The 14,624-nt window shown below is 62.0% G+C and carries 14 protein-coding genes; 2 read left to right on the forward strand and 12 right to left on the reverse strand.

What is annotated here, in order from left to right; translation table 11 throughout:
* Positions 1–30 precede the first annotated feature (30 nt).
* The 4 genes from KSW38_RS07305 to clpS form a co-directional block, all read right to left on the reverse strand.
* Positions 31–828: an MBL fold metallo-hydrolase gene (locus KSW38_RS07305; protein ID WP_216923931.1), complete on the reverse strand. Its 798-nt coding sequence runs from the start codon at positions 826–828 to the stop codon at positions 31–33.
* Positions 825–1,787, reverse strand: coding sequence for a glutamate racemase (gene murI, locus KSW38_RS07310; RefSeq protein WP_377650623.1), 963 nt, complete (start codon positions 1,785–1,787; stop codon positions 825–827). The genes KSW38_RS07305 and murI overlap by 4 nt, the downstream gene beginning before the upstream one ends.
* Positions 1,788–2,022: 235 nt before the next feature.
* Positions 2,023–2,589 (reverse strand): DUF2017 domain-containing protein, encoded by a 567-nt coding sequence (locus KSW38_RS07315; protein WP_216923933.1) that lies wholly within the window; start codon positions 2,587–2,589, stop codon positions 2,023–2,025.
* Entirely contained in the window at positions 2,582–2,944 is a 363-nt protein-coding gene (gene clpS / locus KSW38_RS07320) for an ATP-dependent Clp protease adapter ClpS (protein ID WP_216923934.1), read from the reverse strand. Before clpS ends, KSW38_RS07315 begins: the two co-directional genes overlap by 8 nt.
* 37 nt (positions 2,945–2,981) lie before the next feature.
* Between clpS and KSW38_RS07325 the strand changes: the two genes are divergently transcribed.
* Positions 2,982–4,310 (forward strand): nicotinate phosphoribosyltransferase, encoded by a 1,329-nt coding sequence (locus tag KSW38_RS07325; RefSeq protein ID WP_216923935.1) that lies wholly within the window; start codon positions 2,982–2,984, stop codon positions 4,308–4,310.
* Positions 4,310–4,936, forward strand: coding sequence for an isochorismatase family protein (locus KSW38_RS07330; protein ID WP_216923936.1), 627 nt, complete (start codon positions 4,310–4,312; stop codon positions 4,934–4,936). The genes KSW38_RS07325 and KSW38_RS07330 overlap by 1 nt, the downstream gene beginning before the upstream one ends.
* 6 nt (positions 4,937–4,942) lie before the next feature.
* Here the strand turns inward: KSW38_RS07330 and KSW38_RS07335 are convergent, their stop codons facing one another.
* The 8 genes from KSW38_RS07335 to KSW38_RS07370 form a co-directional block, all read right to left on the reverse strand.
* A complete protein-coding gene (locus KSW38_RS07335; RefSeq protein ID WP_216923937.1) occupies positions 4,943–6,718 on the reverse strand; it encodes a DEAD/DEAH box helicase in 1,776 nt (591 codons plus the stop codon).
* Positions 6,719–6,830: 112 nt separating this feature from the next.
* Positions 6,831–7,166, reverse strand: coding sequence for a DUF3039 domain-containing protein (locus tag KSW38_RS07340; protein WP_216923938.1), 336 nt, complete (start codon positions 7,164–7,166; stop codon positions 6,831–6,833).
* 8 nt (positions 7,167–7,174) lie between these two features.
* Positions 7,175–7,957, reverse strand: a complete 783-nt coding sequence (gene nagB, locus KSW38_RS07345; protein ID WP_216923939.1) for a glucosamine-6-phosphate deaminase — start codon at positions 7,955–7,957, stop codon at positions 7,175–7,177.
* Between the two features lie 85 nt (positions 7,958–8,042).
* Complete coding sequence (locus tag KSW38_RS07350) at positions 8,043–9,614, reverse strand: transporter (protein WP_216923940.1); 1,572 nt, start codon at positions 9,612–9,614, stop codon at positions 8,043–8,045.
* Positions 9,596–10,462, reverse strand: coding sequence for an ABC transporter ATP-binding protein (locus KSW38_RS07355; protein WP_223946367.1), 867 nt, complete (start codon positions 10,460–10,462; stop codon positions 9,596–9,598). Before KSW38_RS07355 ends, KSW38_RS07350 begins: the two co-directional genes overlap by 19 nt.
* A 41-nt stretch (positions 10,463–10,503) precedes the next feature.
* On the reverse strand, positions 10,504–11,604 hold the full coding sequence (locus KSW38_RS07360) for an NADH:flavin oxidoreductase/NADH oxidase (RefSeq protein WP_216923941.1): 1,101 nt from the start codon (positions 11,602–11,604) through the stop codon (positions 10,504–10,506).
* On the reverse strand, positions 11,604–12,605 hold the full coding sequence (locus KSW38_RS07365) for a tetratricopeptide repeat protein (protein ID WP_216923942.1): 1,002 nt from the start codon (positions 12,603–12,605) through the stop codon (positions 11,604–11,606). The genes KSW38_RS07360 and KSW38_RS07365 overlap by 1 nt, the downstream gene beginning before the upstream one ends.
* 32 nt (positions 12,606–12,637) lie before the next feature.
* Complete coding sequence (locus KSW38_RS07370; protein WP_216923943.1) at positions 12,638–14,416, reverse strand: DUF8094 domain-containing protein; 1,779 nt, start codon at positions 14,414–14,416, stop codon at positions 12,638–12,640.
* Between the last annotated feature and the right edge of the window lie 208 nt (positions 14,417–14,624).

The following is a 14,624-nucleotide window of genomic DNA, read 5'->3' on the forward strand; positions in this document are numbered from 1 at the left end:
GTGAGGCGTACATGCCACCTCTGGAGGGGGCTAGATCGTGTAATGGACCCCGGCAACGGCAACAGCGACGTCCCCGGAAAACACCGGCTTGGCCTCGGACATGACCTTGGTCTGCGAAGTCCACACCGGAATGTGCGTCAGAAGCAAGCGCTTGGCTCCGGCGTTCATGGCGGCTTCCCCAGCGCGCTTACCGGTCAGGTGCACGTCCTTGATGCCGTCATCGCGGCCTTCCTCGAATGCAGCCTCGCAAAGGAACAAGTCAGCGCCATTGGCTGCATCCTCCAGCCCCTGGCACGAATCGGTGTCCCCCGAATACGTCAGTACCCGGGTTACGGTGGTTCCGTCTTTGCCTGGTTCCGTTGCGGTCACACGCAATGCATATGCCTCTTCCACGGGATGGTTGACGCCGTAGGGCGTCACCGTGAAGGGGCCGACGGTAACGGGCTTCTGTTCGGCCCAATGAGTGAAGTCGAACTCCTCGTGCATGCCTGGATCCAGGTCCAGCCCGTAGGCTGTTGCCATCCTGTCCGCAGTTGCTGCCGGCCCCCACACGGGAATCCGGTCCCGCCCCCAACCGCCGGGCTTCCAGCGGACCGCTACGTGGAGGCCACACAAGTCCATGCAATGGTCCGGGTGCAGGTGCGTGAGAAATATGGCGTCGATGTCCTCAAGATCCGTGTAACGCTGGATGGCACCCAACGCTCCGCTCCCAAGGTCCATCACGATCTTCCATTCCCGCTCACCGTCATGCGCAGTCACCAGATAGCACGACGCCGGCGAGCCGGGACCCGGAAACGAACCAGTACAGCCCACGATGGTCAGTTTCACAGGCCACGTCCTGGGATCGCACTGGAATCAGGGGTGACTCCGTTGTCCGGCTGCACGAAGTAGGAGCGGCGCGACAGTCCGCCGCCGCTCCTGGCTGCTTCCAGCATTTCCGGGGTGATGCGCGCCAGGCTTCCGGTGGGGTATTGCGCAGCCACGTGATCAACGTGTTTGACGGACAAGACCTCGGGGCCCAGGAAACGGCGGGCCAACGCTTCAAATTGGACGGCATCGCCCGTCGCGATGAACTCATGGTTGGGGGCACTTGAATCGGTTCGCTGGATACCGTGTGTGGCCAAGGCACGGTAGACGTCCTTTGCAGTTTCCTCCGCACTGGACACCAGGGTCACGTCCTCGCCCATGACAAAAGAGATCACCCCCGTCAAGAGCGGGTAGTGCGTGCATCCGAGCACCACGGTGTCCACACCAGCGTGTCTCAGCGGTTCCAGATACTCATTCGCCGCTGCCAGGAGGTCCGGTCCGGTCGTGATGCCCGCTTCGACGAAGCTCACGAAGGCCGGGCAAGCCACAGAGGTAATGGCAAGATCAGGGGCTGCCGCGAACGTGTCCTCATAGGCGCGCGAGCCAACCGTGGCGGAGGTCCCTATAACGCCGATCCTGCCGGAACGGGTGGCCGCCACCGCTCTACGCACAGCGGGTTGGATGACCTCAATAACGGGGATCCCATACCGCGCTGTATAGCGTTCACGCGCATCCCGGAGAACTGCAGCCGAAGCAGAGTTGCAGGCAATGGTCAGCAGCTTTACACCCGAATCCACGAGCTCGTCCATCACACCTAGGGCGTTGGCCCGGACTTCGGCGATGGGCAGCGGCCCATAGGGCCCATTGGCGGTATCCCCCACGTACAGGATGGATTCGTTGGGGAGCTGATCGATGATGGAGCGGGCCACCGTCAATCCACCCACGCCGGAATCAAAGACACCAATCGGGCGGGATCCCATGAGCTCATTGGGGACCCCCAGGTCACCGGGCGAGGCAACAACCGGGACCCCTGCGGCGCTTGGTGATCCGGCGCCTGTTGAACTGTCGCCCCTTGAACTGCCGCCCGTTGAACTGCCAGATGCTGAAGTCATGATTATTCGAGAATAAGGCTTCCCCTGTGCTGCGGCCATTACCTGTGGCCTCCGCCTCGTGTCTGATGTGTCACATAGGCGTGCCCGGCGGTGGCCCTCCTGATCAGGATTTTGCCTGCCTGGCCGCCATCATCGATTGCACCAGCGACTCCTGGAGCCAGGTGGTGAAGTTGTAGACCAATGCCAGGTAACTCTCCACGTCCTCCGCCTGGCTCCAGTCCTGCATGCTGTGGATGTGCTCGGCGTCCGCCTCGTCACGGATGTCCAGGCGTTCCGCCAAAACCAGGCGAACATCGTTCAAGGCCATGGACCAGCAGATTGCGTCCTCCGGGGTCAGTACAAGATTGTCCTTGTCCAGGCCCATCGCTGTGGCCTTCAACGCGCCAATCTTGTTTTCCCGCACCGAGCGTTCGGTCAATTGCCGGAACTCAAGCGAGCCGCCGTCGTCGTCCTTCATGACGTTGGGCAAAAGCCGCAGCAAGGCGCGATCGCTCGGTTGCTTCACGTCCATGTCCAAGCCGATCAAGGCGGCCAGCGGGTCCTCGTTCTCCCTGGCATCGGACTCCAACATCGAGATGACGTCGTCCAGCAGCCCCCGTAAAAGATCCCGTTCGGCAGGCTCGAGGTAGCCGGTGATTCCCTTGAGTCCGTACTTGAATGCCTTAGCCACGCTGGCGGCCGCCCTTCCCGGGTGCTTCGTTTCCGCTTGCAGCTTTTTCGACGGTGGCCCATAGACCGAAGCCGTGCATGGCTACCGCGTGCTGCTCAACCTGCTCCTTGCTGCCGTGCGCAACGATGGAGCGGCCCTTCCTGTGGACCTCCATCATGAGCTTGTGCGCTTTGGACTCGGAGTAGCCGAAGTAACTCTGGAACACATAGCTGACGTAACTCATGAGGTTGACGGGATCATTCCAGATCACCAGGTTCCAGGGGATGTCCGGGGCTGTCAGGACATCGGTGGACGTCTGCTCTACAGCTTCCGTCCGCTCATCAATGTCCGTGCCAAATGCAACGCTAGGGGTCATCTGTCCATTCTATGGCGGCTCGCACTAGAGTGAATTCGTGAGTAGAGCCACGTCTTGGGACCATCCCGCCACTTCCTTGTACACCGACCACTACGAGTTGACGATGCTTCAGGCCGCCCTGCACTCCGGGGCTGCCCATCGCCGTTCAGTGTTTGAAGCGTTCGCCCGGCGCCTGCCTGATGGCCGCCGTTACGGCGTGGTAGGCGGAACCGGACGCCTCCTGGAAGGGATCGCAGACTTCAGCTTCGGCGAAGCCGAACTCGCATTCCTTGAGCAGAACAAGGTGGTCAACCAGGAGACCCTGGACTACCTCGCGAACTACAAATTCAACGGAGACATCTGGGGCTACGCGGAAGGCGATGCGTACTTTCCCAACTCCCCCATCCTCATCGTTGAATCCACTTTTGCCGAAGCCTGCATCCTGGAGACCTACATCCTCTCCGTCCTGAACCACGACAGCGCTATCGCCTCCGCTGCATCAAGGATGACGTCGGCGGCCGGTAGCCGGCCATGCATCGAAATGGGTTCCCGGCGCACCCAGGAAGAATCCGCGACGGCGGCTGCCCGCGCCGCAGTGATCGCCGGCTTCGCCAGCACCTCCAACCTTGAGGCCGGACGACGCTACGGCATCAAAACCGTTGGCACTGCGGCCCACTCCTTCACGCTCCTCCACGACACCGAACGTGAGGCCTTCGAAGCGCAAATCGCCGCATTCGGCCCGGGAACCTCCCTGCTCGTGGACACGTACGACGTCGAGACGGCCGTGCGCACCGCCGTCGAGCTCGCAGGGGACAAACTGGGCGCCGTCCGCTTGGACTCGGGCGACCTGATTGCCCAGGCGCAGTGGGTCCGGCAACTCTTGGATGACCTTGGAAACGTGAACACCCGGATAGTAGTTACCTCGGACCTCGACGAATACGCCATAGCCGCCCTCCAGTCCGCCCCGGTGGACTCCTACGGGGTTGGTACGTCCTTGGTGACGGGCTCCGGCGCTCCCACCGCCAGCATGGTGTACAAGCTGGTCAGCAGGACAAACGACGCCGGCGAGTTCATCTCCGTTGCGAAAGCGGCAAAGAACAAGGCCAGCGTGGGTGGACGCAAGTACGCCCTGCGCAAGCTCAACGAACACGGAAGGGCCACGCAGGAGATCGTTGGAATAGGCCGCCGGCCGGAGGACGACGGAAACGACCGTTCGTTGTTGCACCAGTTCATCAAGAATGGTGAACTCCTGCCCGGCTGGACGGGCCCCGAAGGCGTGATCCGCGCCAAAGAACGGCACGCCGCCAGCATGGCCGAATTGCCTGCCGTAGTGAACCGCCTGCAGCGCGGCGAGGCCGCCATCCCCACCATCTACGAGGAGAACTGATGTCCAGGGCCCTGATCATCGTCGATGTCCAGAATGACTTCTGCGAAGGCGGTAGCCTCGCCGTCGAAGGAGGCGCTGCAGTTGCCGGCGCCATAACCGAGTACGTGGATGCAAACCAACAGCATTTCGACCACATCGTGGCCACCCAGGATTGGCACATCGAACCGGGAAGCCATTTCTCCGATGATCCGGACATGGTGGATTCCTGGCCGCCGCACTGCCGGGCCCGGACCAAAGGAGCTGAACTCCACGAAGACCTGGACCCGGAATACATCCAGGCCTACTTCCGTAAAGGACAGTACACGGCGGCCTACTCCGGCTTTGAGGGCGTCCTTGCCCCGGAAGACGACGTCCCTTCCGGGGATCTCAAGGCCGGTGCGGCCGTGTCCGAGGCCGTGGAAGAAGATGCCATCGGGCTCGATGACTGGCTGCAAAGCCACGACGTCGAAGAGGTTGTGGTCGTAGGCATCGCCACGGACTACTGCGTCAAGGCAACGGCCCTTGACGCAGTGCAGGCCGGATACGCCACTACGGTCATCGCGGAACTCACGGCGGGAATCGCCGAGGACCTCACCGAAACCTTCGCCGAAATGGAAGACGCCGGCGTCGAGGTGGAACGCGCCTGACGCTGGCTACTTTCGGCCGATGAACCAATCCTGCAACTTACGCAACCGCGCCTGAAGTTGTTCCTCGTTCGCCTGGGCTACGGCAGGTCCACCGCATAGTTCACGCAGTTTGGTGTGGACCACTCCGTGCGGTGTACCTGTCCGGGCGGACCAAGCGGCTACGTTCTTGGCCAGTTCGTTGCGCAAGTCCATGAGCATGCGGTGATCGGGTACAGCAGGAGAAGCTGCGGCAGCCAAAGGCGACTGGCGCTTTTTGCGGGATTGCTGTTCGTGCTGCCGCTGACGCAGCAACGTCCCTACCTGCTCGGCGTCGAGAAGCCCGGGAATGCCGAGGAAGTCCAACTCCTCATCAGAGCCGATGTCCGCCCCTGTACCGAATTCACCGCCGTCGAAAAGGACGCGGTCAAAAGAAGCCTGCGAATCGAGAGCTTCGAACTTGCCCTTGGTGAGCTCGTCCGAAGCCTTGTCCTCGCGGTTGGCCTCGGCCATGAGGTTCTCTTCAGGGCTGAAAAGTCCGTCCTCATCCTTTTCCGGGCGGTCAAGGGCGTGGTCGCGCTCGGCTTCCATGGTGTTGGCCAGCACCATCAGGGGTGGCACTGACGGCAGGAAGACCGACGCCGTCTCGCCCCTTTTGCGGGCACGCACAAAACGTCCAACGGCCTGGGCAAAGAACAGCGGCGTAGAGGTGGACGTAGCGTAGACGCCCACCGAGAGGCGAGGAACGTCCACGCCCTCGGACACCATTCGGACGGCGACCATCCACCGCTTATCTCCCGAGGAGAATTCCTCGATCTTGCTGGAAGCCTTCGAGTCGTCAGAAAGAATTACCGTGGGCGATTGCCCGGTGATCTTCTTAAGCTGCCCTGCGTAGGCACGGGCGTCGTCGTGGTCCGTGGCGATAACCAGTCCACCGGCGTCCGGGACCGTCCGGCGAACTTCGCTAAGGCGTTTATCCGCGGCGGCAAGGACAGCCGGGATCCATTCGCCGGTCGGGTTCAACGCCGTACGCCACGCCTGTGACGTGATGTCCTTGGTGACAGCCGCTTCCCCGAGGGAGGCCGCCATTTCGTCACCTGCACTGGTCCTCCAGCGCATCTGGCCTGAGTAGGCCATGAAAAGCACGGGACGCACCACGTGGTCCCGGAGGGCATTGCCGTAGCCATATGTGTAATCGGCTTTGGAGCGTCGAATGCCGTCGCGGTCCTCGGCGTACTCCACGAACGGGATGGGTGAAGTATCGGAACGGAACGGCGTACCGGTGAGGGAAAGGCGCCTTGCCGCTGGATCAAAGGCCTCGCGCAAGCCATCTCCCCAAGAAAGGGCCTCTCCACCGTGGTGGATTTCGTCCAGGATGACCAGCGTCCGGGCGGCTTCTGTTTTTGCGCGGTGCAGCATTGGCTTGCTCGCCACCTGTGCATATGTCACGGCGACACCAACGAATCCACGGCCATGCTGGCCATCGGAATTCTTGAAGTTGGGATCAATGGCAACGCCCACCCGGGCAGCGGCGTCGGCCCACTGCCGCTTCAGGTGATCCGTGGGCGCCACGATAGTGATCCTGTTAACAACGCCGCTGTCCAGCAGCGTGGTGGCGATCCGCAAGGCAAAGGTAGTCTTACCGGCTCCAGGCGTAGCCACGGCCAGGAAATCCTTTGGATGCCTGGCCATGTAGAGGTCCAGGGCTTCCTGCTGCCAGGCACGCAGCTTGGGGGCTGTGCCCCATGCGGCGCGTTCAGGGTACGCGGGAGGCAGGGATGGACCACCAAATAGTGTTTCTGTCATGCGGACTCCCCCGGCCTGATGGCAGCGAAAATTAGCCCCGGTTCTCCGGGCACGCGGCAACGGACCGCATTGCGGTCACTACGGGAAGGGGCCTGTGTTCTTTCCCTACCCACTACTTGGAGTTGCCCGGGCCGCTGTCTCCACCGTCATTGCCGGGACGGAGGCCCTCATAGATCTCCTTGCACTCCGGGCAGACCGGGAACTTCTGGGGATCGCGCCCCGGCGTCCAGACTTTGCCGCAGAGGGCAATGACGGGCTCGCCGGTCATGGCCGACTCCATGATCTTTTCCTTGCGGACATAGTGGGCGAACCGCTCGCGGTCGCCGGGCTCCACTTCCTGGCGCGTTTCCTCGCGCTCAATGGTGGATGTGGACGTTCCGGCTCCGGAAAGCTCGCGCATGGGGTCGTTTTCGAATGGATCCGGAGGAAGCGTAGTCATGGCATCCATCCTACCGTCTACAGACCCTGCCACTCCGGCTTGTTGTCATAGGTGTGGCGATAGTAATCGGCCAATTTCAGCGACGACGCTGCGGCTTCGTCCACCAATATTGTGGCGTGAGGATGCATCTGGAGGACGGATGCAGCGCAAATCGCGGCTACCGGGCCCTCGACGAAATCACGCACTGCCTGGGCTTTTTGTGCACCTGTAGCCACCAGGATAACGTGGCGGGCATCCATGATGGTGCCCAACCCCTGGGTGACTACATGGTGCGGGACGTCGTCGATGCTGTTGAAAAAGCGGGCGTTGTCCTTGCGTGTCTGCTCGATCAGGGTTTTGATCCGGGTGCGGGACGCCAGCGATGAGCCGGGTTCATTGAATCCAATGTGGCCGTCCGTGCCCACGCCCAGAATCTGGAGGTCCACGCCGCCGGCATCCTTAATTGCATCCTCGTAGGCCTGGCAGGCTGCTTCCAGATCCTCGGCGGCACCGTCCGGGCCGTGCACGTTCTCAGGCTTGATATTCACCCGGTTGGTAAACTCGCGCCGGATCACCTCGCGGTAGGACTCCGGATGACCGGCCTCAAGACCGACATATTCATCCAAGGCAAATCCATGTGCCTCGCTGAAGTCCACGCTCCCGGCTTCGTAGCGCCGGGCCAATTCGTCGTAGATCGGCAGCGGAGACGAGCCCGTGGCCAAGCCCAGGACCGCGTTCGGCTTGCGGCGCACAAGGGCTTCGATGGCATCTGCCGCCAGTGCGCCAATCTGTTTGGTGCCAGGGAGAATGACAACTTCCATCGTCACTGCCTTTCTTGTGTAAAAACGCGCGGTATTGAGACGAGGTTATCCCATGTCCCATGAGCTTGCCATGGTTGTTACGGGGTTAGCGGTTCACACTGAGCTGGGCGAACATCTCCGGGCCCCGTGCATCCAGCCACTTACCGCCCAGGCGCACTCCGCCAATGAACAGAGCCAGGCCCACAAGTGGGCCCACCCCAAGGTTAATCCAGCCGGGCACGATGCTGCCGGTAAACAGCTGGGCTCCCATCAACGCAAGCTGCGGGAGGAGCAAAAGAACCAGGGCCCCCATGCCTATCATCTGCACGGCCAGTGTCTGGGCAACATTCCCCGGCGGTTTCTTGAACGGGCTGTCACCGGGCAAAGGCACGGCGATGTTGTACCGTGCGGAGATCACCGAGGACAACCCCAAGCCAGTGAACAACGTACCCAGCGACAGGCCGATCAGGTTCGGAGCCCACACCCAGGAACCAGTAAAGAAGAACGGACCTATGGAAAAGAGAAGCACAAGAGGCAGGGAAATGGTCAGGCAGGCGATGGCACGCCCCAGGCGGTCATCCACGCCCCTGACACCAGATGCCAGGTGGAGGGCAAAAGCAGTGTTGTCATAGGAAACATCAGCGCAGATGGACCACGCCATGACAAACGCCGTCAGCGGTCCAAGAAGCATAAGCATGCCGTAATCGCCGCTTTGGCTCCCGCTGAAGAAGAAGATCACAGGGAACAGTGGAACCACCACCAACGAGCCCGCGTAACGAGGATCTTTCATCCAATAGATCAAGGCGCGCGCAGCAACCGCGCCAGCCGGGGTTCCGGGCAAGACATCGAACAGACCACGCTTACCGCCCTTCTTGGCCGAACCTCCGGCGTACGGCGGCGTCACCAAAGCATGTTGCAGCAATACGTGCCAGCAAAGCAGCAATCCGGAAACAGTTGCCACAGCAATGAGGAGTTTCAGTCCGGCAGAAACAACGTCTCCAGCCTCAAGGTCACCACCCAGGGACCAGGCCGCGCCAAGAGGGGTCCAAGAGACTGTACGCGCAAGCGCAGGGAGATAATCCGCCGTGCCTCGAACGCCGTCGACGATACCCACGACGATGGGACCCATCAGCATGAGCGGGATGAAAAAGACGAGACTGCTGACGTCCTTGAAACGGCGGGACGACGCCAGGCCGGCAGTCGCCGTCGTCACTACTTTGGACAACACGATGCAGGTCAGGGCCCCCAAAATCGCGCCCAGCAACGCACCCGCCACCGCTGGAAAACTGCGCCACCAGGTGCCCACTGTGGCAAGCGCGGTAAGTCCTGTGGCGAGGCCCGGGATCCCGATGAAACCCGCCAAGGCAAGGCCGGTGAGAAGCTGGCCGGGTGGGATCGCAGACGTGGTGAACCGGGAGGGATCCAGCGTCATGTCTGCTGCGGATGCAAGAAGGGGAACCACTGCCCAGCCAAGCAGGGCCGCGGCACCACCCAACACCACCACTGTATGGGCGATTTCAGCGTCCGCCCAACGCAGGGCAATCAAGGCTCCAATCAACAGGACCAGGATTCCCAGCGCGTACAACAACCCGATGCCCATGCCAATGAGCTGCGCAGGGCTGCGCTTGAAGCCATTGAGGAGCAACCGCCATTTAAGGCTCAGAAGGTGCGCAACCACTCCAGCCCCTCCGTCCGGTGCCCGCCGCCTACCAATTGCACAAAACGTTCCTCCAGCGTGGAACCGTTCCGGACTTCATCCACGGACCCCGCTGCGAGGACGCGTCCTGCTGCCACAACTGCCACATGGCTGCACATGCGCTGCACGAGGTCCATGACGTGGCTGGAGACGATGACCGTACCTCCGGAAGATACATAGCTCTCAAGGATGCCCCTGATATTGGCCGCCGATACAGGGTCCACCGATTCAAAGGGCTCATCCAATACCAGGAGCCGGGGAGCATGGATCAAGGCCGAAGCCAGCGCAATCTTCTTGGTCATACCTGCCGAATAGTCAACCACCAGGGATCCGGCATCGGCTTCAAGGTCCAAGGCGGCCAATAGTTCGGTTACCCGGGGGCGGACCACGTCCCGGTCCATGCCACGGAGCAGGCCCGCGTAGGTGACCAGCTGTTCCCCTGTCAGCCGGTCAAACAACCGGACACCATCCGGCAGGACGCCCATAAGCTTCTTGGCTTCCAGCGGCCGGGCCCAAACATCCACCCCGTGGACCAACGCCGTGCCAAAGTCCGGCCGCAGCAGCCCAGTGGCCATCGACAACGTGGTGGTCTTGCCCGCACCGTTCGGGCCCACCATTCCATAGAAAGAACCCACCGGAACCTCCAGGCTCACGCCATCGACGGCGATCTTTCCACCGAACCTCTTGGCCAGGCCGCGGATGGAGAGAGCCGATACCGGCAGGTCCGTGTGCGGCTCTGCCGACAGCCCGGGTTCAACCGCAGATTCTAGCGGTGCCGACTGGCCTATGTGGGATGGCTGGGAGAATGGTTCATGGCGCGGTTCCGTCATGGCTCCAGCCTAGCCCCGGCTTCCAGTGGTGCAGGGACGTGCTAGAAGCCGTGGCGGGGTATGGCTCTCTGGTACTGCGGAACCCAGGAAATTTCGTGGCCGAGCTCATAAGCAGCCCTGAGCCACCAGTGCGGATCGCGTAGCGCTGCCCGGGCCATGAAGACCGCATCCGCACGTCCATTCGCCACGATATCTTCGGCCTGGGTGGCACTTGTGAGCAGGCCCACCGCACCGGTGAGTACACCGGCGTCGCGTTTTACCTGCTCGGCGAACCCTGCTTGGTAACCGGGAGCCGGCTTGATTTGTTGATGGGCGACCGCCCCGCCGCTGGAGACGTCCACGAGGTCGACACCGCGTTCGGACGCGGCCTTGGCCAGGCGGACAGAGGCATCAACATCCACTCCCCCTTCAGCCCAATCAGTTGCGGAAATCCGCAACAACAGTGGCATGGAATCGGGAATGACCCCCCTCACGGCGTCCACGACCGCGAGCATCAACCGATTCCGCCCATTCTCCGTGCCACCCCACTTGTCTGTACGCGTGTTGATAAGGGGGCTTTGGAACTGGTGAAGCAGATACCCATGTGCGCCGTGGATTTCCACAGTGTCAAAACCTACGGCCACAGCCCGGGCGGCCGCAGCCGCAAAGTCGGCAATGACTCCATGGATGTCTTCTTCGCTCATGGCTTCCGGCGCTGCATAACCGTCGTAGGGCTGTTGGGCAGGACCAAAGGTGACCCAGCCGCCGTCGGATGCTGGAACGGAACCGGTCCGGTCCGAAAACGGCCAGTAAGTCGACGCCTTTCGCCCGGCGTGTGCGAGCTGGGCACCGATTTTGCAGTCGACGGCGCCGTGCTGGTGAACGAAGTGGACAATCCGCTCCCAGCCAGCTGCCTGCTCATCGGAGTACAGTCCAGCGTCCCTGGGGCTGATCCGCCCGGAGGCATTCACGGCAGCAGCTTCACTCAGGATCAATGCAGCACCACCGGCGGCAAAGGATCCGAGGTGCATCAAGTGCCAGTCGTTGGGTACGCCTTCACCCGTTTCCGGGGTGCAAGTGTACTGGCACATGGGTGAAACCCACCCACGATGCGCAATGCGGAGCGAACGGAGCTGCAGGGGCGTAAACAGTGCCGAGGGCACTAGAACAGAACCCTCGCAAGTCCTTGACGGGCTTTGGCCACCCGCTCATCCGATGTGCCCACTACCTCGAAAAGTTCAAGCAGGCGTAGACGTGCGGTCTCGCGCTCCGGACCGAAGTTCCGACCGATGAATGCAATGATGCGGTTGAATCCATCCTCGATGTGCCCACCGGAGATGTCGAGGTCGGCTACGCCCAACTGGGCCTGCACATTATCGGGCTCCTGTGCGGCCAATTGGCGGAGGTTTTCAGCTTCGGCAGCTGAGATCGTCTCAAGCCGGGCCATCAGCTCCACCTGCGCCAAGCCTGCCTTGGCGTCGGCGTCGGCGGGCATTTCCAACAGTGCTTGCTTATAGGCTGCCGCCGCTCCGGCGTAGTCTCCAGCCTCGATGGCATCAATCGCGGCCTGGTGGAGCGGAGGCAGCGGTGCTGGTTCGGCCTCGCCCTCCTGCGCAGCGTCACCGATGCTGCCCGTAACGCCATTGGCAGCCGCTACCTTGAGCAGTTCATCAACAAGGCTGCGGATCTGCTCGTCATCGGCAGGACCCTGGAAAAGCGGAACCGGCTGGCCTTTGACGACGGCAACAGCCGTGGGTACTGCCTGGACCTGGAAAGCCTGTGCGAGTTGAGGGAACGCATCAACGTCAGCAGCAGCAAGGACCAAGCGTCCGCCGTAGCTTTCAACGACGCGCTGCGCGGCGTCCAGAACAGCGGGAGATTCGGCTGCGTAGCGTGACCAGAGAAGGAAGAGGACAGGAATCTGGGCGGATAGCTGTACCAGATCCTGGAAATTGGTTTCGGTTGCGTCTACACGAAGGGACGCACGTCCCGATTCAGCTCCGCCTGGTCCACCGGAGTCCGGCGTACCGGAATCGGCAGCTCCGCTTGCGGGCGGTGCCTGGGGTGGGGCGGGCGGCCGGCGCAACGACGAGAGGTCGACGGCGCCGCGCAGGTTGAGCTGGCTGGCAGCGGCTGGAGTGGGTCGGTATCCGGGCGAACTCATACCGTCCACTCTAGCCGCTGCCAAGGCATGCCCTACTTGAAGCTGGCGCCCACGAGTCCGCGGGTAGCAGCTACGAGCTTCATGGGATCGGCAGAACCTGCCGGCGGAATGTAAACCGCCACCGATTCGGCGAAGTTCAGGACCATACCGGTGGTTGTTTCCTTGCCGCCGGCGAAAACAGCGGAGTCGTCCTCAAGAATGAGTTTGTCCCCTGCCGCTTTCGGCGTTCCTTCAAAAGCGAAGTCCAAGCGACCCACTACAAGGGCGCCGCCATCTGCCGTGCGCAGAACAACAGTCTGGTTGTTCACCGGTGTATGGGAGAACTTGAAGTTGGCACTGGTTCCGTTCTTCACGGTGTCCGCCTGGTAAGCAAGGGCGCCGGCGATGTAGGGCGAGGACTGACCGTCAGCCAACTTGCTCCTGTTGGGCGAATCGGGGGTAGTCAGCATCTCCCCGAGGATTCCGAGGGCTTCGTTACCGCTGTATGCCAGGCCGGTCTTGTCATCGGCGGCGGCGGGGGCGGTTCCATCGCGGGGAACGGGGAACGACGGGAAGTTGGTGCCCGGTTGCAGCGGAGCGCTGCCCCAGAGCTTGTAGTTTTCCCGCGGTGAGAGCTGCACCAGTGTCAGGACCTGGGGCACGACGTTGCCATCGCCCTGGGTCAGGGCAAAGACCGTACGCGGCCAGTCGCGCTTGGTACTGATCACGCTGCTCTGGAGCTTGGTGGCACGAACCGGCATGCGGGGCTCGTAGGCGGAAACCGTTGAGCGGATCTTGTAGTTCTGGGTGCGGACCTGAAGTTCCATTTTGTCCACGCGCGGTGCAAGCTTGGCAGCGTCCTTGGCGGCGTCGGCTGCGTCAACAGTGCTGGCAACCTGCTCAAGGATTCGCTGCAGTTGCGATTCGAGCATCACAGGTGCTGCCTTGCCTTCCGCGGAGGCGGAAGAAGAAGAGCTGGAAGTGTCCGTCGCTCCGGGTGTGGACGTGGCCTGGGCTGCTACCGCCGTACCACCCACGAGGGCGGCAGCGAGCGCTGCAGCCACAGCACTAATGCGAAGGCTCGGACCTTCTGCACCGGCACCCCGGCGGCCCTCGGTCTTACCTGGCGGCGTCTGGACCGGAAGCGTGGTGGTTTCCCCACCACCATGCGGTCCGCCGAAGCCGTCTCCGTTGCGGTGCCCGTCGCCCTTGCGGCGGTTGTTGATGGCCTTGGTTATGAACGGCAGGGCCGCTCCGGCAAGAATGATGATGATGCCGAGCACGATGAGCGGAACGGCCCACGGCGTGGTTGCGTTGTTCGGGAAGGTCATGGAGATCGACGACGGCGCAGGCTTGGTTCCGTCGCTGGCGACCAGGAGTGACCACTCGCCTCCTGCAGGCGGGTTCCAGGTGTAGTCCAGGTCTCCGCTGGCGTCTTCCGTGTTAACCCAGAGGTCCGAGCCAACGGGAGAAGGGGCTGTTGCCTCGCCATCCGTGGAGGCTACTTCCAAGGACTTCTGGTCCTGGGAGACACCAGTCAGGGTGTTGTGGGCCGTTTTGCCCACCCAGGCGTCGACGTCGTCCGGGCGGCCCGTAGCGACGATGAAGTTGCCTTCACCCTGGATCTTGATCTTCACCGGCCCGTCATGGAGGGCGATCAACTTTTGGTCGATCACGGTCAGCGGGGCAGCTTTTGTGTCACTGGGAACCGAGGCCGTCACGGTCTCGGCGGGGGCCCAGAAGGTTAGCTGGCCAATGCCGGCCAGCATCGTCAGCAGGCCCAGCAGCACCAGCAAGGCTGCAGTCTTCAAACGCACAGGATCACCTATCATCAGCGGTCGTTGAACTTCAAGGGTAACCGTTTTGTTATCAAAGAGTCAGATCGGCCCATCCCGCCAAGGACGCCTGGTTCCCTGCAATGACGCCGCTAAGGCCGGATTCCGGGCTCCTGATAGTGTGGCGATGATCATGATATCCGGGCGACCAACGCCTGTAATCGCAGCGTCACCACCGCATTTAGCTAATAACGTAGACAATAAG

Source organism: Paenarthrobacter aromaticivorans, assembly GCF_019038615.1.
GTDB lineage: Bacteria > Actinomycetota > Actinomycetes > Actinomycetales > Micrococcaceae > Arthrobacter > Arthrobacter aromaticivorans.

What these genes read in the sequence shown, in the direction of transcription:
- murI (WP_377650623.1), bottom strand. Translation starts at nt 1,787, where the DNA reads ATGGGATCCCGCCCGATTGGTGTCTTTGATTCCGGCGTGGGTGGATTG.
- clpS (WP_216923934.1), bottom strand. Translation starts at nt 2,944, where the DNA reads ATGACCCCTAGCGTTGCATTTGGCACGGACATTGATGAGCGGACGGAA.
- KSW38_RS07330 (WP_216923936.1), top strand. Translation starts at nt 4,310, where the DNA reads ATGTCCAGGGCCCTGATCATCGTCGATGTCCAGAATGACTTCTGCGAA.
- KSW38_RS07335 (WP_216923937.1), bottom strand. Translation starts at nt 6,718, where the DNA reads ATGACAGAAACACTATTTGGTGGTCCATCCCTGCCTCCCGCGTACCCT.
- KSW38_RS07340 (WP_216923938.1), bottom strand. Translation starts at nt 7,166, where the DNA reads ATGGATGCCATGACTACGCTTCCTCCGGATCCATTCGAAAACGACCCC.
- nagB (WP_216923939.1), bottom strand. Translation starts at nt 7,957, where the DNA reads ATGGAAGTTGTCATTCTCCCTGGCACCAAACAGATTGGCGCACTGGCG.
- KSW38_RS07355 (WP_223946367.1), bottom strand. Translation starts at nt 10,462, where the DNA reads ATGACGGAACCGCGCCATGAACCATTCTCCCAGCCATCCCACATAGGC.
- KSW38_RS07365 (WP_216923942.1), bottom strand. Translation starts at nt 12,605, where the DNA reads ATGAGTTCGCCCGGATACCGACCCACTCCAGCCGCTGCCAGCCAGCTC.
- KSW38_RS07370 (WP_216923943.1), bottom strand. Translation starts at nt 14,416, where the DNA reads ATGATAGGTGATCCTGTGCGTTTGAAGACTGCAGCCTTGCTGGTGCTG.